Source organism: Mycobacterium sp. NGS54, assembly GCF_059812465.1.
On sequence record NZ_JCALCS010000008.1, the window covers coordinates 378,959 to 399,370 of the forward strand.

General features: G+C 70.1%; 7 protein-coding genes. 2 read left to right on the forward strand and 5 right to left on the reverse strand.

Translation table 11 applies throughout. The annotated features are described in order from the left end of the window. Nucleotides 1-6: 6 nt before the first annotated feature. A complete protein-coding gene (locus AC5Y5E_RS26500) occupies nucleotides 7-861 on the forward strand; it encodes a hypothetical protein (protein ID WP_499906308.1) in 855 nt (284 codons plus the stop codon). 106 nt (nucleotides 862-967) lie between these two features. On the opposite strand, the gene AC5Y5E_RS26505 is transcribed toward AC5Y5E_RS26500, so the two are convergent. Then, nucleotides 968-1,936 carry an SDR family NAD(P)-dependent oxidoreductase gene (locus AC5Y5E_RS26505; protein ID WP_499906310.1) on the reverse strand — a complete coding sequence of 323 codons (969 nt, stop codon included), beginning with the start codon at nucleotides 1,934-1,936 and terminating at the stop codon, nucleotides 968-970. Beyond that, nucleotides 1,933-3,135, reverse strand: coding sequence for a cytochrome P450 (locus AC5Y5E_RS26510; RefSeq protein WP_499906312.1), 1,203 nt, complete (start codon nucleotides 3,133-3,135; stop codon nucleotides 1,933-1,935). The genes AC5Y5E_RS26505 and AC5Y5E_RS26510 overlap by 4 nt, the downstream gene beginning before the upstream one ends. A 94-nt stretch (nucleotides 3,136-3,229) precedes the next feature. Here AC5Y5E_RS26510 and AC5Y5E_RS26515 point away from each other — a divergent pair, with 94 nt between their 5' ends. Further along, the gene (locus tag AC5Y5E_RS26515; protein ID WP_499906314.1) at nucleotides 3,230-3,856 is read left to right on the forward strand and encodes a TetR/AcrR family transcriptional regulator; all 627 of its coding nucleotides are present in this window, start codon (nucleotides 3,230-3,232) and stop codon (nucleotides 3,854-3,856) included. Between the two features lie 5 nt (nucleotides 3,857-3,861). Here AC5Y5E_RS26515 and AC5Y5E_RS26520 read toward each other — a convergent pair whose 3' ends face one another. The 3 genes from AC5Y5E_RS26520 to AC5Y5E_RS26530 form a co-directional block, all read right to left on the reverse strand. Beyond that, entirely contained in the window at nucleotides 3,862-4,959 is a 1,098-nt protein-coding gene (locus AC5Y5E_RS26520) for an NAD(P)H-dependent amine dehydrogenase family protein (protein WP_499906316.1), read from the reverse strand. 86 nt (nucleotides 4,960-5,045) lie between these two features. Continuing rightward, the gene (locus tag AC5Y5E_RS26525; RefSeq protein WP_499906318.1) at nucleotides 5,046-7,628 is read right to left on the reverse strand and encodes a sugar epimerase family protein; all 2,583 of its coding nucleotides are present in this window, start codon (nucleotides 7,626-7,628) and stop codon (nucleotides 5,046-5,048) included. 3 nt (nucleotides 7,629-7,631) lie between these two features. Then, nucleotides 7,632-20,096 (reverse strand): type I polyketide synthase, encoded by a 12,465-nt coding sequence (locus tag AC5Y5E_RS26530; protein ID WP_499906320.1) that lies wholly within the window; start codon nucleotides 20,094-20,096, stop codon nucleotides 7,632-7,634. Nucleotides 20,097-20,412: the final 316 nt, after the last annotated feature.

A 20,412-nucleotide genomic window follows, 5' to 3' on the forward strand; every position in this document is an offset into this window, starting at 1 on the left:
GTGCCGATGGACACCGACGATCCCGAAAAGCGCATCGCTGACCTGGAGCGTCAGCTCGCGGAGCAAAAGCGCATCGCTGAGCTGGAACGTCAACTGGCCGAGGCCAAGGCGGCCGCTGAGCCGAACCGCGTCGAGGGGCCGTCGCCGTCGTTCTTCACCGTGCAGACGGGTGCGGGCCGGGGTGCCGACGACCGCGCCCGCCAGTACGCGGAGTCGTTGTGGGAGGGTTTGCGCTCCGGTGGGGCGGCGGGCCCCGGCGGGCCTTCCGGGTCCGAGATGGCTCAGCATCGGGCGGCATTCATGCAAGCCGCGGCCCAGGCCGGCCTGTCGCAGGAACAGATCGACAACATCTTCAAACACGGCAAAGCGACGTTCAAGGTGGGGCACTCGGTGGTGTATTCCGGGCAGGGCACCGCACCGGAATACAGCGCGCCGGCCTTCATGGGACCGCCGCCCGGGTTTTCGCAACCGGTCGGCTCAAAGCGCCAGGCGGCGCAGGGCCGCCGGCGGCCGTGGGGCCTGCGCGGGTGGCCCGACCGCATCGGCGCGATCCTCGGCACCCTCGGCCTCTGCGTCGGCGCCGCCGCCTCCCTGACCGCACTGATGCCGTCGAGCGCGCTGTGGACGAGCCCCTTCGTCTGCGACCGCGGATACCAGCTGGCGTACGACACCACCGACTACAGCTACAAACCCGGGCAGTCGGGGACCAGCGTGAGCTTCGAATGCGTGGGCGCCGCCGGCTCGTATGAGCCCAGTTGGATCGCGATCGATGCTTTCCAGACCATGTTGGCCGCGGTGGTGCTGGGCGCCGCCGTGGGCATCGGTTTCCTGATCTGGCGCGGCATCTTCAAGTCCCGGTGACGGCTTTATGCCCGCCGACCTCAGCGCGAGTGTGCATTTCGCGACGCGACACGCCGATGAAGCGTCGTGCATTGCACGCTCGGCGGCCAGGTTACCTAGGTGACCGTCAGCCCGGTCGGTCACCGACGGCCGCGAACAACTCCGTCATCTCGTCGGCCGGTCCGCCCGGAACGGTATAGCCCGCCTCGTCCCGAATCTCGTCGAGGTGATCGCGCACATCCTCGACGGACAGCGCGGGCCGGTGGAAACCCTTTGTCCTGCCGATGAAGAACCGGGCGACGTGCCCGCCGCCGACCGTGTAGATCTCGCCGGAAACCGGGCACTCGCGGTGCGTCAGGAAGGCCGCCACCGGAGCCACCAGGGCCGGGTCGAGCTTCTGAAGGTGTTGGCCCACAAGGTCATCCAACACCGCCTGTGCCACCTGGTCGTCCTGCTGTCGGGTCGCGTGCTCGACCTCGCGCGCCAGCATCCGGGTGTAGGCAATCGGCGCGATGGCGTTGACCTTGATGTCGTGGGCAGCCCCCTCGGCCGCCAGTACCCGGGTAAAACCGATCAATCCGGTTTTGGCCGCGCCGTAGTTGCTCATGCGTTCGGCGCCAAGGATTCCGGCCGCCGAGCAAGTGTTCAGTATCCGGCCGTACCGCCGTTCTCGCATCACCGCCCACGCGGGTCGCGTCACGTGGAACGCGCCCTTCAGGTGCACGTCGATGAGCGGCTCGAGCCGGTCGGCGGTCATGTCCGCGAACGGCGCGTCGCCGACGATCCCGGCGTTGTTGATCACGATGTCCACCCGCTCCCAGGTGCGCAGGGCGGTGTCGATGATCGCCTGTCCGCCTTCGGGAGTCGTCACGCTGTGGATGTCGGCGACGGCCTCGCCACCCCGCTCGCGGACCTCGTCGACGACGGCATGTGCGGCCTGCCCGTCGGCGCCATCCCCGGTCACCGAGCCGCCGATGTCGTTGACGACGACGCGCGCGCCGCGGGATGCCAGCAGCAGGGCGTATTGCCTGCCCAGGCCGCCGCCGGCGCCTGTGATGACGGCGACCTGCTCGTCGAACCGCAGCTCGTTGGTCACCAGCTGACCGGAAGTTCTTTCATCCCGTAGATGTCGGCTTCCTTGAACTTCAGCTCATCCGGGGGTACCGCCAACTTCAGCCCGGGCAGGCGCCGCGCCAGCGTGGCGAACGCGACCTGCATTTCGACGCGGGCAAGGTTTTGCCCGATGCATTGATGCGCGCCGTAGCCAAATCCGATGTGTCCGCGGGTATTCCGATCGGCGTCGAACGTCTCGGGGTTGTCGACGAAATCGCTATCCCAATTTCCCGCGGGCAGGTTCATCAAGACCATGTCTCCCGCGCGGATCGACTGACCACCGAGGGTCATGTCTTCGGTCGCCACCCGGTCGACTTGGCTGTGCACGATGCTGAGATAGCGCATGAGCTCTTCGACGATGTTCGCGACGACGGCACGATCGTCTGTCTCGCCGAGCCGTGCGAAGACCTCGGGATGCTCAAGCAGCGCAACAGTTCCCAACGAAATCATGTTGGCACTGGTTTCGTGGCCGGCCAGCATCATGACCACACCCGTCATAGCCGCGGTCTCGCGGGTGAGTTGGCCGGTCGCGACGTAGTTGGTGACCAGGCGGCCGATGAGGTCATCGCTGGAATCGTCCGCCCTGCGATCCACGAGTTCCTCGATGTAGGCATACATCGCCCCGAAGGATTGGGCCCGCTGCTCATCGGTCGTCGTCCACTCCAGCCCAAGCGTGGAATGGTGCTGGAAGAACCCCAAGTCCTCGGATGGCACACCCAACAGCAGCGCTATCACCAGTGAGGGCACCGGCAGACCGAAGTCACGCACCAGGTCGGCTGGCTGGCCCTTGGCGATCATGTCGTCGAGGTGTTGGTCCACCAATTCCTGAATCTGCGGTCGCATCCTCTCGCAACGCCGAAAGGTGAAATCACTGGTCAGCATGCGCCGCAACCGATGGTGCTCCGGGTCGTCGACCCGCGCGAACATCACGGGAACGGTATTGTCCGGGCTCGCCGGTTTCATCGAGGCCGGAATCGTATCCGCGGACAGGCGCGGATCGAGCAGTGCCGCCCGGATGTCCCGGTAGCGGCTCACCACCCAGGCCGGCTGGCCGTGGTAGATCGCACGACGCAATCCCGGCTCGTTGCGCCACTCGGTGAACTCGGGTGGCGGCGCGAGTGGGCAATGGGCAGCACGCCGCGCTGGGATGACGGGAAGGTCCGTCTCGGAAATCATTGACATATCAGCGGTTCCGCCTTAAGTGTCAGTTATCTGCCAGTTACATGGAGAGTAGGACCCGGGTAGTTGGCAGTCAACCGTCAGTTAGGCTGTGCAGATGACCGCGGTCGAGGACCGGCCGTTGCGGGCGGACGCCGCCCGCAACGTCGCGCGCATCCTGCGCGCCGCGCGGACCGTCTACGGCGAGCTGGGGCCCGACGCGCCCATGGAAGCCGTCGCCCGACGTGCCGGGGTCGGCGAACGAACGCTCTACCGCCGGTTCCCGGCCAAGGCGGACCTGCTGCGGGCCGCCCTGGATCAGAGCGTCGCGGAGGATCTCACGCCCGCGATCGAGGACGCGCGACGCGCGGACGACCCGCTGCAGGGCCTGAGCCAATTGATCGAAGCGGCAATCGGACTCGGTGCCCGTGAGCGTCACCTGCTGACCGCCGCGCACCGGGCCGGGTCGCTCACCCCCGACATTTCGGACTCGCTGAACCAAGCCCTCTACGAGCTTGCCCGCCGAGGTCAGCGGGCCGGGCTCGTCCGCGCCGATCTGGTCGCCGAGGACCTTCCGCGCATGATCGCGATGCTGTATGCGGTGCTGCCGACAATGGACCCGGACAGCGACGGCTGGCGACGCTACGTGGCCCTGATCCTCGGTGCGATATCTACCACCGGGCCAGAACCGCTACCGGCGGGCGCTGCCCTGCGCATCTCGGAGCCCAGTAGCTGGCGAATCTAAGCGGATCAGCCGCCGATCAGCGCGGGGTCAGTCCACATCACGCCGCGCATCGTCGCGGACAGCGGGATGTCCTCCACAGCGACGAGTCCCTGGGGCGCGCGGCACACCCAATCGATCGCGTTGACCGCCCGGGCCGCCGTCGAGATGCAGCCGGCATCAGTCGCATCGAACACGGGATGGGACAGGTGGGTGTTGATTTCCACCCGAGGTTCGCCCTCCACAACGACGCGGTGCACGCCGGTATGTCCGTCGGGCGGGAACTCCCAATCGGGCGCCGCGGCCGGGGTAAGCCTGGTCACATGCTCGAGGGTGATCACCGGTTTGCCGTCAAGGACACCCTCGGTGGCAAAACGCACGGCGGCCATCTGACCCGGTTCCACCGTCATCATCGTGCAATCGATGCGCTCCGGCGTGTACCAGGGGTCGACGCGCTGCCGAACGTCGTCGAGTTTGATGTCGAGGTTGTCCGCAAGGCTGCGTACCTGACCGCCCCACATCGACACGATAACCCCGGGCGAGAACATCATCGCCGGCTCGTCGTCCGCGGTCGTTCCGAAACCCATTGCGGCCCCAGTGAACTCGGCATCGTCGTAATTTCCGTAGTCGAAAATCTCCTGCACGGTGATCGACGAGACGCGGGTGGTGAGGCTGACCGCGGAATGGACCAATGTATCGCCGGAGAAGCCCGGGTCGATGCCGTTGACGTACAGCGAGGAATTGCCGGCCGCACAGGCGCGCTCCAGCGGCACCCGCAACCAGTCATCGGCGTGCCGGGGTGCGACGAGCCAGACCATCGAGGTGCCGACGACGTTGCTGCCGGCCGCGAGAAACTTGGCCATCTGTTCGATGGCCTGCATCGGCCGGGTCTCTCCTTGCGCCGTGTAGACGACGCAGTCGGCACCGAGGGCGACGAGGGCGTCGATGTCGTCGGTCGCGATGACGCCGGTCGGTTCGTGCGAACCGCAAAGCTCGCCCGCATACCGGCCGATCTTCTCGGCGCCGGCGGCGTGCACGCCGACGAGTTCCAGATCAGGTCGGCCGATGATCGCTTTCAAGGAATGCCGTCCCACGTTGCCAGTCGAGAATTGAATCACTTTGCGCACGATCAGTCCGATCCTTCCGACGAGGGGTGCTGACTGATCGTGCCGTGTTCAGAACCTTTGTCAACCCCGGAGAGTCGGGAAGGCGGTTAGGCGTCTTCGGGGTGCGTGTCTAGCACGTGAATTTCGCCGGACGTCCCGTCGACCTCGATGAGGGCGCCGGGCGGCAAAGCCTTGGTGGCTCCCTGGACGTCCACCACACAAGGGAACCCGAACTCGCGCGCCACCACGGCGGCGTGCGACATGGGGCCACCGAGTTCGGTCACCACGGCCGCGGCGTAGCAGAAGGCGGCGGTGTAGCCGACGTCGGTGACCTCGGCGACGAGGATCTCGCCCGGCTGCAGGTCGTCGATCGTCTCGGGCCGCACGATCCGCACTCGCCCACGGACCCGCCCCCCGCAGACCCCGACGCCGCGCAGGGTGTCCCCGCCGGCCAGCGTCTCCGGCGCCGCCGTGGTTGGCTGCCAGCTGCCGCTGAACACCGTCGGCGGAACGACGGCGGCCAGCCTGCGTCGTTCGGCTCGACGCCGCGCCACCAGGTCCCCGACATCCGGCGGCAGCGCGTCAAGTTCGTCGACCAGAAGATAGAACACATCGTCGGCGGTCTGCAGAATTCCGGTGGCGACCAACCGGCGCCCGCACTCGCGCATCAGGTTGCGCAGCACCCAGTTGGCCCGCACCACTTTGTCGCGACGGACTTCGCGATCGCGAAGTTGGTGTCCCGCCAGGCGGGCGATCGGCTTGGCCCGCAGCGGAATCCGGGCGGGCGCTGGCTGCGGTGTGGGAGCCGCGCCCATCGCCCTGGCCACCATGCGGACGAGCAACTCGGGATCGTCGGCGTAGCTGGTCGACAGCATCTCGAGCTCAGCCGGGCCGCGATGCCCGATCAGCGCCAGCTCGGCCAGCACCGCGGCGTGAAACTCCGGCGCCTCGACGGCCAGCTTGCCCAGCCGCTCCCCCGGCTCGGCCAGCAGCGCCGCCACTTTGGGGTCGCGCTGTGCGGCGAGGACCAACCGTTGCATTGCCTCGACCGATCGCGCACTGACCAATTCCGGACCCGCAGGCGCGGCGGTGTCTCGCCCGCACAAACCGCGCAACAACACGTTGAACGCGGCGCACAGCATGAACGACGCCGAGGCCAGCACCCAGCCGTGCACCACATCGTCGCGCGCCAGCGCGATCAGGCTCAGCAGCCGGCGATCGTCGAGCCGGGCGATGTCGCCGTCGGCCAGGCGTTCCAGGCGATCGACATCGGCAACGAACTCGTCGGTGTCGGCGGCCGACCCGGCGGACAGGCCGAGCAGGTTGACGCCGAACACCCCGATGTTGCGAACGGTCCGCAGTTGCCTTCGGAGACGGCCGGTTTCGGAGCGTGGACGCTCCGCACCGAAGATCGGCAGCGACGCCATGCTGGGGCCGAAGAACCCGCTGTTGCTGACAATCGTCGCGGGCTTGGCGAAGGGCACCGTTTCGGCCATGAAATGCGCCGAGGTGATGGCGCCGTAGAGCCGGTTGGCGAACACCGCGACCGTGCGCATCGCGATTTCGCGCTGGATGATGCCCCCGGGCCGCAGCCGCTCGGCGATGGCCACGCCGCCGGCGCGCAGCCCGCGAACCGTGACCGAGGCCGACGCCGGGGAGAAGGGCCCGGGCAGTGCCTCCGACAAGTTGGTGGCCAGAAAAGTGGGAAAGCGTGGGTCGATCGGGGTGTCGAACTCACCGTTATCCCCCGCCGGGCCGGCCCAATCGGGTTTCACGCCGTCCTCGCTGGGCGCGTCGACGGCGGGCAGGTCTCCGATGCTGGTCATCCGCCAGGGCAGCGACAGAACCCGCTTGCCCACCGTGACCCGGCCGCGTACCGCGACGGCGAAATCCTCGACACATTCGCCGGAGTTCCATGCCGGCCGGAATTCCCATTGTTCGCGCAACCGCGCGGTATCCATGAACGGGGCGTCCTGCACCATCCGCAGTTCGGCCGGTCGTATGCCCAACGGCACGATCGGGCGTCCCAGCGCGGCGGCCACGCGCCGCAAGGTCAGCTCGCCCGGGGCGGCGAGATTGACGGGGCCGCTGCCGATTTCGGTGTCCACGATCGCCCGGTCGAACAGCCGGAGCGCGTCGTCGAGGTGGACCACCTGCAGGCGACGATCGGCCGCCCGTCCGGGAAACGCCGGTGATGCCAACAGCCGGCGCACCCAGTTGTCGACACCGCGGCCGAGAATCAGCGCGGAGCGGATGGCGACCCATTCCAGGCCTGAATCCTCGAGCATCTGCTCGACGCGGGCCTGGTGCCGGCCGTCGGCGCTGACGGGAGTTCTCGCGTCGTGTTCGGTTTTCGGGGCTTCTCCCCCGCCGTAGACCTGTGCCGACGACGGGAAAACGATGCGCCGGGTACCTGTTTCGGCCATCTCCTCGAGGACGTTGAGCGTTCCCCCGACGTTGACCTGCTCGCTGCCGCGTGTCCATGCGCAGTGCGCGACGACGTCGGCGCCGGCGAGGGCACGGCTCACCGCTCCCGCGTCCCGGATGTCCGCCGCGACGAATTCGGCCGCGGTCGGCCAGCTTTCGGGTCGGTGCCGCGCGATACCGGCAACCTCGTGGCCCTGTCCGAGCAACCGGGCGGCGAGGCCGCGGCCGAGCACGCCGCTGGCCCCCGTGATCGCGATTCTCACTGGCTACTCGTCGTCGTCATCGTCGCTCAAAGCGGCGTTGACCAGAGCGTCCAGGTCCATGTCGGCGATGTCCTTTTCGGTCGTCGCCGCGGGGGCCGCCTGGCCGCCGCTGTCGGCCTCGTTGGCCAACGCGAGCAGCAATTCCAGCACTCCCGCCTGGCGCAGGCGCTTGACCGGGATGGACGCGACGACCCGCTGGATCTCGGCCTCGCCGGGCGCGGCGGCCGGGGCAGTTTGCTCCGAGGCGCCGACGAGCTCGCGGTAGATGTAGCCGGCCAGCGCGGCGGAGTTCGGGTAGTCGAAGATCAGGGTCGGCGAAAGGGCCAGCCCGGTGGCGGATTTGAGCCGGTTGCGCATCTCAACGGCGGTCAGCGAGTCGAAGCCCAACTCTTGGAACGCCCGGTCCGGATCGATGGATTCGGGGCTGGAGTTGCCCAGCACCGTGGCGATGTTGGAGCGCACCAGGTCCAGCACCACCGCCTGCTGTTCGTCCTCGGGCAGTCCCTCCAGGCGTTGCAGCAGGGCCGATTTCGACTTCGCCGCGGCCAGCGAGTCGTCGACCTGACGCCGGCTCGGCGCGTTGATCAAATCGATGAACATGGGGGGCAGCGTGCCGTTGTCGAATTTGACGCGCAGCGCGGCGAGGTCGATGTGGGCCGGCAGCATGAACGGCTCGTCGACGATCAGGGCGGTGTCCATCAGGTCCAGCGCCTCGTCGGAGGACATCGCGACGATTCCGTCCCGGCCGAACCGGGCGCGGTCGGCGGCGCCCAGCGCGCCGGTCATCGCGCTGGCCTGATCCCACAGGCCCCATGCCAGCGATATCGCCGGCAGCCCCAGGTTGCGCCGGTGCACGGCCAACCCGTCCAGGAACGAGTTGGCCGCCGCGTAGTTGGCCTGGCCCGACGCTCCGGCCAGCCCGGCCATCGACGAGAACATCACAAACGCGGCCACGTCGAGCTCTCGGGTGAGCTCGTGCAGGTTCCACGCCGCGTCGACCTTGGCGCGCAACACGGCGTCGATGCGTTCGGGCGTCAACGACGAGATCACCGCGTCGTCGAGTACGCCGGCCGCGTGGATGACGCCGGACAGCGGTCGCTGCACCGGGATTTCGGCGAGCACCTTGGCGACGGCCTCGCGGTCCGCCGCGTCGCAGGCGACCACCTGCACCTGGGCGCCGGCCGCGGACAGCTCGGTCACCAACTCGGCCGCGCCCGGCGCGTCCAGGCCGCGCCGGCTTATCAGCGCCAGGTGCCGCGCGCCGTGCCGGGTCACGACGTGGCGCGCCAACGCCGAACCGGCCATGCCGGTCGCGCCGGTGATCAACACCGTGCCCGTCATCCAGGCGTCGGGCATGGTCATCACGACCTTGCCGACGTGGCGGGCCTGGCTCAGGTAGCGCAACGCGGCCGGGGCGCGCCGCACGTCAAACCGGGTGGCCGGCAACGGTTGTAGCACGTCGTCGCCGAACAGGGCGGCCAACTCGTCGAGCAGTTGCGCGATGCGCTCGGGTCCGGCCTCGAAGAGGTCGAAGGCGCGGTAGCGCACGCCGGGGTGCTCGCGGGCGACGACCTCGGGGTCACGGACGTCGGTCTTGCCCATCTCCAGGAATATGCCGCCGGGGGCGACCAGCCGCAGGGAGGCGTCGACGAAATCGCCGGACAGCGAGTCGAGCACGATGTCCATCCCCGCCACGCCGGTCCTGGCGGTGACCGTCCGGAACTTCTCCTCGAACTCCAGGCTGCGCGAGTCGCCGATGTGGTCTTCGTCAAAGCCCATCGCCCGCAGCGTGTCCCACTTGCCACGGCTGGCCGTCGCGAACACTTCGAGCCCGAGGTGGCGGGCCAGCTGCACTGCGGCCATGCCCACCCCGCCGGCGGCGGCGTGCACGAGCACCCGCTGACCGGGCCGGGCGCCCGCGAGGTCGACCAGCGCGTAGCGCGCCGTGGCGAACACCACCGACGTCGTCGCGGCCGCGGTGTGTGACCAGCCGGCCGGCACCCTGGCCAGCAGCCGCTGGTCGGTGGTGGCGATCGTCCCGGTGCCGTCCGGGAACAGGCCCATGACGCGATCGCCGACGGCGAAACGGTCAACGTCCGAAGCAATCTCGACCACGACACCGGAGGCCTCGATGCCCATTACGGCGTCCGGGTCGGGGTAGAGGCCCAGCGCGATCATCACGTCGCGGAAGTTGGCGGCGAGGGCCGACACGGCGACCCGCACCTGACCGGGGCCCAGCGGCGCAACGTGCTTAGAGGCGTCGGGGATCCGCTCCAGGCGCAGGTTCTCGATGGTGCCGTAGCTGCTCATGCCCAGCCGCCACGGACCGTCGTCGGGTGGCACCAAAAGGCCGCCGACGGCGCGGCTGCCGTGCACCCGCGCGGTGTAGACGGTCCCATCGCGCAGCAACACCTGAGGCTCGGCCGGCGCCAAAACCGCGGCTATCGCGTCGTCGTCCAGTGGCGCGTCCGTGTCCACGAGCACGATTCGGCCGGGATGCTCCGTCTGAGCCGAGCGCACCAGGCCCCACACCGCCGCGCCCGCCAGATCGGTGACGTCCTCCCCGGGCAACGCCATGGCGCCCCGGGTGGACACCACCAGCGTTCCCGCCCCCTCGCGGGCCAACCACGACTGCAGCACCGGCAGCACCGCGCGGGTGGCCGCATGCACCTCCGTGACGACGTCCCCGGCCACCGGCGCCGATTCGAACAGCACCGCCGCGGCCTCGGAATCCGTTGTCCCCCAATCCGACACCGACACCGGCTGCACCGCGGCCAACGGCTGGGCGGACCAGACCACCTCGAAGAGCCGGTCCGGTCCCGAACTCGACACCGCCGCCAGCAGCTGCCGGTCGGTCACCGGCCGGGCCACCATCGAGGCCACCGAGAGCACCGGCAGCCCCAGGCCGTCGGCCAATTCGATCGATACGGCCGATTCGCCCACCGGCACGATTCGCGCGCGTACCGCCGCCGCGCCCGCGGCGTGCAGGGACACCCGCTGCCAGGAGAACGGCACCAGCATCGAACCTTCGGCGAGCTCGTCGGTGTCCGATGCCAGGATCACGGCGTGCAACGCCGCGTCGAGAATCGCGGGGTGGACACCGAACCCGGCGGCCGACACCCCGGCGTCCTCGGGCAGCGCGACTTCGGCGAACACTTCGTCGCCGCGGCGCCACATCGACGTCAGGCCGCGGAACGCGGGCCCGTACCCGTACCCACGCGCGGCAAGCCGCTCGTACCCGTCGCCGATATCCACCGGGACCGCACCCACCGGCGGCCACGCCGACAGGTCCCCGCCCGGTTGCACGGACCCGGCGCGCAGCACGCCCTCGGCGTGCAACGACCAGCCGGACCCGGACTCGGCGCGGGAGAAGACGGATACCGGGCGGGCGCCCGAATCGTCGGCCCCCCCGACCACGACCTGAACCGCGACCGATCCGCCGGCCGGCAACACCAGGGGCGCCGCCAGATTCAGCTCGTCGACGATGCCGCAGCCCACCTGGTCGCCGGCCCGGATCGCCAACTCGACGAATCCCGCGCCGGGGAACAGCACGACGCCGCCCACGGCGTGGTCGGCCAGCCAGCCCTGCGCACTCGGCGACAGCCTGCCGGTCAACACGACGCCGCCGGAGGCCGGCAGGTCCACCACCGCGCCCAGCAGGGCGTGTTCGCCGGCCGCCAGCCCCAGCCCGGCCGCGTCCGCCGGGCTGCCGTCGCCGGAGAGCCAAAAGCGGCGCCGTTCAAAGGCATACGTGGGCAGCTCGACGAGGTCGGCGGTCCCGAGCGCACCGCGCCAGTCCACCTCCATCCCGGTGACGAAGCCCTGCGCGACGGCGTTGAGCAGCGTCACCGGCTCCGGGCGGTCCCTGCGCAGCGCCGGCATGGTGGTCACCGCGGCATCGGGCAGCGACTCCTCGATCGAGGCGGTCAGCCCGCCGCTCGGCCCGACTTCGAGGAAGCGGGTGCCGCCGGCCGAATGCGCGAAGCGCATGCTGTCGGCGAATCGCACGGCTTCGCGGACGTGCCGCTTCCAATACGCCACCGACCCGAAGTCGTCGCCCGCCGGTTGCCCGGTCAGGTTCGACACGATCGGGATCGTGGGCTTGGAGACGACGAGACCTCCTGCGACGGTGCCGAATTCGTCGATCATCGGATCCATCAACGAGGAGTGGAACGCGTGGGACACGGCGAGTCGGTGGACGCGGCGGCCGTCGGCGCGCAACCGGTCGGCGATCGCGGTCACCGGGCCGTCGGGGCCGGAAATCACCACGGAAGCGGGCCCGTTGATCGCAGCGATGCCGACCTCGGGCGTCAGCAGCGGTCGCACCTCGTCCTCGGTGGCCTGCACGGCGATCATCGCCCCGCCGGCCGGCAGCGCCTGCATGAACCGGCCCCGGGCGGCGACCAGCACCGACGCGTTCTGTAGCGACAGCACGCCGGCGACGTGTGCGGCGGTGATCTCGCCGACCGAGTGACCCATCACGAAATCGGGCCGCACCCCCCAGGACTCGAGCAGCCGGAACAGCGCGACTTCCACCGCGAACAGGGCCGGCTGCGCGAATTCGGTGGTGTTCAGCAGGTTTTCGTCCTGGCCCCACATGACGTCGCGCAGGGGTCGCAGCAGGTGCTGGTCCAATTCGCCCAGCACCGCGTCGAACGCCTCGGCGAACACCGGGTATGCCGCGTGCAAACCCCTTCCCATGCCGAGCATTTGGGAGCCCTGGCCGGGGAAGACGAAGACGGTCTTGCCCGGGGTCGCCGTACCCCGCACGACCGAGGCAACCTCACCGGCGGCCAACTCGTCGAGGCCGGCCAACAGTTGTTCGCGGTCGGCACCGACGACGACGGCTCGGTGCTCGAAGTTCGAGCGGCCCGCCAGCGTCCACCCCACATCGGCGACGTCGAGTTCGTCGTGGGCGCGGACGTGGGTCGCGAGCCGGGAAGCCTGTGCTGCCAGGGCCGCCGCCGATTTCGAGGACACCACCCACGGCAGCACCGGCACCGTGGAGCGCTCCGCGACGCGCTCCGACCCGGCGGGCGCGGCCTCGATGATCAGGTGCGCGTTGGTGCCGCTGATGCCGAACGAGGAGACCCCGGCGCGGCGCGCTCGGGTCGCCGGCCAGGGCCGGGCTTCGGTCAGCAACGACACCGATCCCAGCGACCAATCCACATGCGGGCTGGGCTCGTCGACGTGCAACGTGGCCGGCAACGTCTCGTGGCGCATCGCCAAGATCATCTTGATCACACCGGCGACGCCGGCCGCGGCCTGCGTGTGACCCATGTTGGACTTGATCGACCCCAGCCATAGCGGCTCGGCGCGGCCTTGCCCGTAGGTCGCCAACAACGCTTGGGCCTCAATCGGATCGCCCAACATCGTTCCGGTGCCGTGGCCCTCGACCGCGTCGACCTCGGCCGCGGACAGCCCGGCGTTGGCCAGCGCCGCCCGCACCACCCGCTGCTGTGACGGGCCGTTGGGCGCGGTCAGGCCGTTCGAGGCGCCGTCCTGATTGATCGCCGAACCCCGCACCACCGCCAGCACCCGGTGCCCGAGCCGCTGGGCGTCCGACAGACGCTCCACCACGAGCATGCCGCCGCCTTCGGAGAATCCGGTGCCGTCGGCGGCGCCGGCGTAGGCCTTGCACCGGCCGTCCGCGGACAACCCGCGCATGCGGCTGAATTCGACGAAGATGTCCGGTGTGGCGTTGACCGTGACGCCGCCGGCCAGGGCCAGATCGGATTCACCCGAGCGCAGCGACTGCACCGCCATGTGCAGGGCCACCAACGACGACGAGCACGCCGTGTCCACCGACACCGCAGGGCCCTCCAGCCCCAGCGCATACGAGATCCGGCCCGACGCCACGCTCGACGACTGCCCGGTCAGCCGGAAGCCCTCGGCGGCCGGCGGGGCCCCGATGCCGTAGCCCTGCGTGTACACCCCGGCGAACACGCCGGTCGCGCTGCCCCGCAGCCCGCCGGGTTCGATTCCGGCGCGCTCCAACGCTTCCCAGGACAGCTCGAGGAACAGGCGCTGCTGCGGGTCCATGGCCAGCGCCTCGCTCGGTGTGATGCCGAAGAAGGCGGGGTCGAAGTCGACGACGCCGTCGACGAAGCCGCCGGTGCGGGTGTAACACGTGCCCGGAACGTCGGGATCGGGGTGATACAGCGCGGCCAGATTCCAGCCGCGATCGGTCGGGAATTCGGTGAGCACGTCGCGGCCGGCGGTCAGCATCTCCCACAGGTCCTCGGGGGAATTCACCCCGCCGGGATAGCGGCACGACATGCCGACGATCACGATCGGATCGTCGTCGGTGGCGCGGACGACCGGGGCGTGCGTGATCTCTTGCGGCACTCCGGCGAGTTCGGTGCGCATGTAGCTCGCAAGGCCGTTGGGTGTCGGGTAGTCGAAGATCAGCGTGGGCGAAAGCGCCAGTCCGGTGGCGGTTTTGAGGCGGTTGCGCATTTCGACCGCGGTCAGCGAGTCGAAGCCCAGCTCCTGGAACGCCTTGTCCGGGTCGATCGCCTCGGCGGTGGTGTTGCCCAGCACGGTGGCGATGTGCGAGCGCACCAGGTCCAGCAGCACGGCGTGCTGCTCGGCTTCGGGCAGCCCGTGCAGGCGATGTGCCAGAGCCGATTTCGACTTCGCGGCGGCCAGCGAGTCGTCGACGCGGCGGCGGGCCGGCGTGTTGACCAGGTCGCTGAACATCGGCGGCACCGCGAGGGCGTGGGCGCGCAGCGCGCCGAGATCGATGCGGGCGGGGGCCAGGAACGGCTCGTCGACGATCAGCGCGGTGTCGAACAATTCCATCGCCTCGGCCGAGGACAACGCCAGGATGCCGTCGCGGCCCAGCCGGGCGAGGTCGGCGGCGTCGAGCCCACCGGTCATGGCGCTGGCCTGATCCCACAGCCCCCAGGCCAGCGAGGTCGCTGGCAGCCCGTGCGCCCGCCGATGCGCGGCCAGGCCGTCCAGGAACGAGTTGGCCGCCGCGTAGTTGCCCTGGCCCGACGAGCCCACCAGCCCGGCCATCGAGGAGAACATCACGAACGCCGACAGATCCCGGTCGCGGGTCAATTCGTGCAGGTTCCACGCCGCATCGACCTTGGCCCGCAACACCGCATCGACGCGCTCGGGCGTCAGTGACGTGACCATCGCGTCGTCCAGCACGCCCGCGGCGTGAACGACACCCGACAGCTCCGGCAGATCGGCGAGCACCGCCGCGAGGGCCGCACGGTCGGCCGCATCGCACGCGACCACCCGCACCCGGGCGCCCGCCGCCTCCAACTCGGCGACCAATTCGGCCGAACCCGGCGCGCCGGGGCCGCGCCGGCTCAGCAGCGCCAGGTCCCGGACGCCGTGCTGCGCCACCAGGTGACGGGCCAGCGTCGCGCCCGCCATGCCGGTGCCGCCGGTGATCAGGACGGTGCCGGACGCCAGCCCGGCCGGCAGTCTCATGACGACCTTGCCGACGTGGCGGGCCTGGCTCAAATACCGCAACGCGGTGCGCGCGCGGCGCACGTCAAACGTCGTCACCGGCAACGGTTTCAGCACCCCGGCCTCGAACAGCCCGGCGAGCTCCAGCATCCACTCATGCATCCGGGGGCGGCCCGGCTCGAACAGGTCGAAGGCGCGGTAGCGCACACCCGGATATGACTGGGCGATCGCGCCGGGGTCGCGGATGTCGGTCTTGCCCATCTCCAGGAACACGCCGCCGGGGGCGACCAGGCGCAGTGAGGCATCGACGAATTCGCCGGCCAGCGAGTCCAACACCACGTCCATGCCGCGGCTACCGGTCACCGCCCGGAACTTCTCCTCGAAGTCCAGGCTGCGCGAGTCCGCGATGTGGTCGTCGTCAAAGCCCATGGCCCGCAGGGTGTCCCACTTGCCGCGGCTGGCGGTGCCGAACACCTCCAGGCCCAGGTGCCGGGCCAGCTGAACCGCGGCCATCCCGACGCCGCCGGCGGCGGCGTGCACCAACACCCGCTGTCCCGGTTTGACGTCGGCCAGGTGGATGAACGCCATGTACGCGGTGGTGAAGACGGCGGAGATGGCGGCGGCCTCGGTGTAGGACCAGTCTTCGGGCTTGCGCACCAGCAGGCGCACGTCGCCGGCGACCAGCGTGCCGCTGCCGTCGGGGAAGAACCCGTACACCGAATCGCCGACCGCGAATTCGGTGACCCCCGGACCGATTTCGACTACCACGCCGGCGCCCTCGCCGCCGAGCAGCGCGTCGTGGGTGAACATGCCCAGGGTGATCATGACGTCACGGAAGTTCGCGGCGATCGCGCGCAGGGCCACCCGCACCTGGCCCGGCTCCAGCGGCGCGTCGGCGTTGGGCACCGGCTCCAAGCGAAGGTTCTCGAACGTGCCCGCGCTGCTGATGCCCAGCCGCCACGGTCCGTCGGCCGGGGGCACCAGGAGGCCGTCGACCGCGCGGCTGCCCTGCACCCGCGGGTGGTAAAACTTGCCGCCGCGCACCAACAGCTGCGGTTCGCCGGCCGCGAGAACGGTGGCCATCGCGCCGTCATCAAGGGGCGCATCGGAATCCACGAGCACGATCCGGCCGGGGTGCTCGGTCTGCGCCGACCGTGCCAGCCCCCACACCGCCGCGCCGGCCAGATCGGTGACGTCCTCCCCCGGCAATGCCACCGCGCCGCGGGTGGCCACCACCAGCACGCCGGAGTCGTGGTCGGCCAGCCACGACTGCACCGCGGCCAGCGCCTGGTGCGTGCGCTCATAGGTTTGGGCCACCGGGTTGTGCTCGGCGGCAAGTGATTCGAACAGCTGATACGCCGGTTGCTCGGCATTGGCCGCCGCGGTTGCCGTCACCGGCGACCAGTTCACCTCGAAAAGCCGGTCCGGGCCCGCGCCGGACACCGCCGCGCGCAGCTGCTGCTCGCTGACCGGACGGGCCGCCATCGCCCGCACCGAAAGCACCGGCAACCCCAGGCCGTCGGCCAGCTCGATGGACACCGATGAAGCGCCCGCCGGCGCGATGCGCGCGCGCACCGACGACGCGCCCGCAGCGTGCAGCGACACGCCCTCCCAGGAGAACGGCAACACGACTTCGTCTGTGCGGCCGGCGATTTGGTGGGCCATCACCAGCGCGTGCATCGCCGCATCGAGTAACGCGGGGTGCACACCGAACCCGTTGACGCCGCCGGCGGCGTCGGGCAGCCGCACCTCGGCGAACACCTCGTCGCCGCGGAGCCACGCCGCGGTCAGGCCCCGGAACGCCGGGCCGTAGCCGTAGCCACGCGCCGCCAACCGTTCGTAGCCGTCGGCCGGGTCGGCCGCGACGGCCCCCGCCGGCGGCCACACCGAAAGGTCCGCGGCCGGCTCGACCGACCCCTTGCCGAGGATGCCCTCGGCGTGGCACACCCAGCCGGAGCCGGTGTCGTGCCGCGAGAAGATCGACACGCCGCGCCGGCCGCTCTCGTCCTCGGCCCCCACCACCACCTGCACGGCGACCGAGCCCGAGCCGGAATCCTTGGCGGGCAACATCAGTGGGGCCTGCAGCGTCAGTTCGTCGACCGTCGAGCAGCCGACCTCGTCACCGGCACGGATCGCCAACTCGACGAACCCCGCGCCGGGGAACACCGCCACACCGGAGAGCGCGTGGTCGGCCAGCCATCCCTGCAGGCCGGGTGACAGCCGGCCCGTCAGCAGCACTCCGCCGGCGGACGGCAGCTCCACGACCGCGCTCAGCAGCGCGTGCTCGCTGGTGCCCAGCCCCAGGCCGGTGGCGTCGGCCGCGACGCCTTCCCCGGACAGCCAAAACCGGCGCCGGTCAAAGGCGTAGGTCGGCAACTCCACGAAGCCCGCCCCGTCCAGCGCGCCGCGCCAGTCCACACTCACTCCCGCGACGAAAGCGGTGGCGGCCGACGTCAGGAACCTCGCGAGCCCGCCGTCGTCGCGGCCCAGCGTTGGAACTACGATCGCCTCGCCGTCGCCGCCGCAGCTGTTGGCGGTGTCTTCGATCCCGGCGATCAACGCGGGGTGCGGGCTGGATTCGATGAACGTTCGGAACCCGTGCTCGCACGCGCTGCGCACCGCCTGGTCGAACTGAACGGTCTGCCGGATGTTGCGGTACCAGTAGTCGGCGTCCAATCCCGCCGTGTCCAACCGGTTTCCGGTCACCGTCGAGAAGAAGGCGGTGCGAGAAGACCGCGGTTCAAGCCCGGTCAGCACCCCGGCGAGCTCCCCCCGGATCACCTCGACCTCAACCGAATGCGAGGCGTAGTCGACGTCGATCCGCCGGGTGCGCAGCTCCAGGTCGGCGCAGAATCCGACGAGTTCGTCCAGCGCGGCCCCGTCGCCGGATACCACGACGGCGGAGCGGCCGTTGACGGCGGCGATGCTGACGCGATTCCCGTAGGGCGCCAACAGTTCCCGGGCCCGTTCGGTGCTGCACGCGATGGACAGCATGCCGCCGGGGCCGGCCAGTGAACGCAGCAGCTTGCTGCGCAACGTGACCACCCGCGCGGCGTCGGCCAACGACAGCGCACCGGCGACGTAGGCGGCCGCGATCTCGCCCTGCGAGTGCCCGATCACCGCGTCGGGGCTGACCCCGACCGACTTCCACAGTTCGGCCAGCGACACCATCACCGCAAACAGCACCGGCTGCACCACGTCCACGCGGTCCATGCCCGGGGCGTCGGGCGCACCGCGCAGGACATCGGTCAGCGACCAGTCGACGAACTCGGCGAAGGCCTCCTCGCACGCCCGGATGTGTTGCGCGAATACCGGTGCGGTGTCCAGTAATTCGACGCCCATGCCCAGCCATTGCGAACCCTGGCCGGGGAAGACGAAGACGGTCTTGCCCGCGGCAGACGCGGTGCCGCGGACCACTGACATGGGCTCGTCACGGGCCAGTTCGTCCAGCCCGGCCAGCAACCGGTCCCGATCGCCGCCCACGATGACCGCGCGATGCTCGAACGTCGAGCGGCCGGCCAGCGACCACCCCACGTCGGCGACGTCGAGCTCCGGGTGCGCACCGAGATGCTCGGCCAACCGGGAGGCCTGTAGCTGCAACGCCCTTGCGGACTTCGCCGAGACCACCCACGGCACCACGGCCGGTGTCGGGCCGACCTCCCGCGGCTCGGCGGCGGGCACCGCCTCCACGATCACGTGCGCGTTGGTGCCGCTGATCCCGAACGACGACACGCCCGCGCGGCGCGCGCGACTCGCCGGCCACGGCTTGGCCTCGGTGAGCAGTGACACCGAGCCCGCCGACCAATCCACGTGTGGGCTGGGCACATCGACATGCAGCGTCGCGGGCAGCGTCTCGTGGCGCATCGCCTGCACCATCTTGATCACCCCGGCGACGCCGGCGCCGGCCTGTGTGTGGCCCATGTTCGACTTGATCGAGCCCAGCCACAGCGGCTCGTCGCGGTCTTGGCCGTAGGTGGCCAACAACGCCTGCGCCTCAATCGGATCGCCCAGCGTGGTCCCGGTGCCGTGGCCCTCGACGACGTCCACGTCGGCGGCGGCGAGCCCGGCATTGGCCAGCGCGGCGCGCACCACCCGCTGCTGCGACGGGCCGTTGGGCGCGGTCAGCCCGTTCGACGCACCGTCCTGATTGACGGCCGAACCGCGCACCACCGCCAGCACCGGATGCCCCAGCCGTCGCGCATCCGACAACCGCTCGACGACCAGCATGGCCCCGCCCTCGGACCAGCCGACGCCATCGGCGGCGCCCGCATAGGCCTTGCAGCGGCCGTCCGGTGCCAGCCCGCGGTGCCGGCTGAACTCGACGAAGACCGTGGGCGTGGCGTTGACGGTCGCGCCGCCGGCCAGGGCCAGGTCGCACTCGCCCGAGCGCAGCGACTGCACCGCCATGTGCAGGGCCACCAACGACGACGAGCACGCCGTGTCCACCGACACCGCCGGGCCCTCCAGCCCGAGCACGTACGACACCCGGCCGGACGCGACGCTGGAGGTCATGCCGGTGAGCCGGTAACCCTCGATCTCCTCGGCCAACATGCCGTAGCCCTGAACGATAAGCCCGGCGAAGACGCCGGTGGCGCTGCCGCGAAGGCCGCCGGGATCGATACCCGCCCGCTCCAGCGCCTCCCAGGACAGCTCCAGCAGCATCCGGTGCTGGGGGTCCATCGCCAGCGCCTCACTGGGCGCGATGCCGAAGAACGCGGCGTCGAAATCCGCCACGCCCTCGACGAAGCCGCCGGTGCGGGCGTAAGTCTTGTGGCGCGCGTCGGGATCGGGGTCGAACAGCCCCGCCACGTCCCAGCCGCGATCGGCGGGAAAGTCCGTGATCACGTCGCGGCCGTCGGCCGCCATCCGCCAGAGGTCCTCGGGGGTCTCGACCCCGCCGGGGAAGCGGCACGACATCCCGACGATGGCGATCGGCTCGCTCGACCGCTCCAGCAACGCACGGTTGGTGCGCTTCAGGCGTTCCACCTGGACCAGCGCTTTGCGCAGCGCTTCGGTCGCATGCTGGAGTTGATCCATCACTAACCTCGCCTAACCCTCACCTGGCAGGTGGGCCGTCTGGTAGCCGCCGGATGCGGCATTTGCCGAGCGCCCTTGCCGGTCACAGGAGTTGCTGCACGAATCGGTCTCGTGGATTTTTCGACCAGCCCCGACAAGCTTCGCGCTGCTCTCCGACCCAAGAATGTCGCTCGTGAGTATGGCCAACTCCGGCAGGATTTCAAAACGTCCGATGCTCCCGGCTGCGAAAACAGCATCGGCGCCGGGGTGTACACCCGAGTACGAATGGCCCGCCGCCCATGGCGCGACTGTACTCGGCAACCCATCGCTGGTGGTCAAA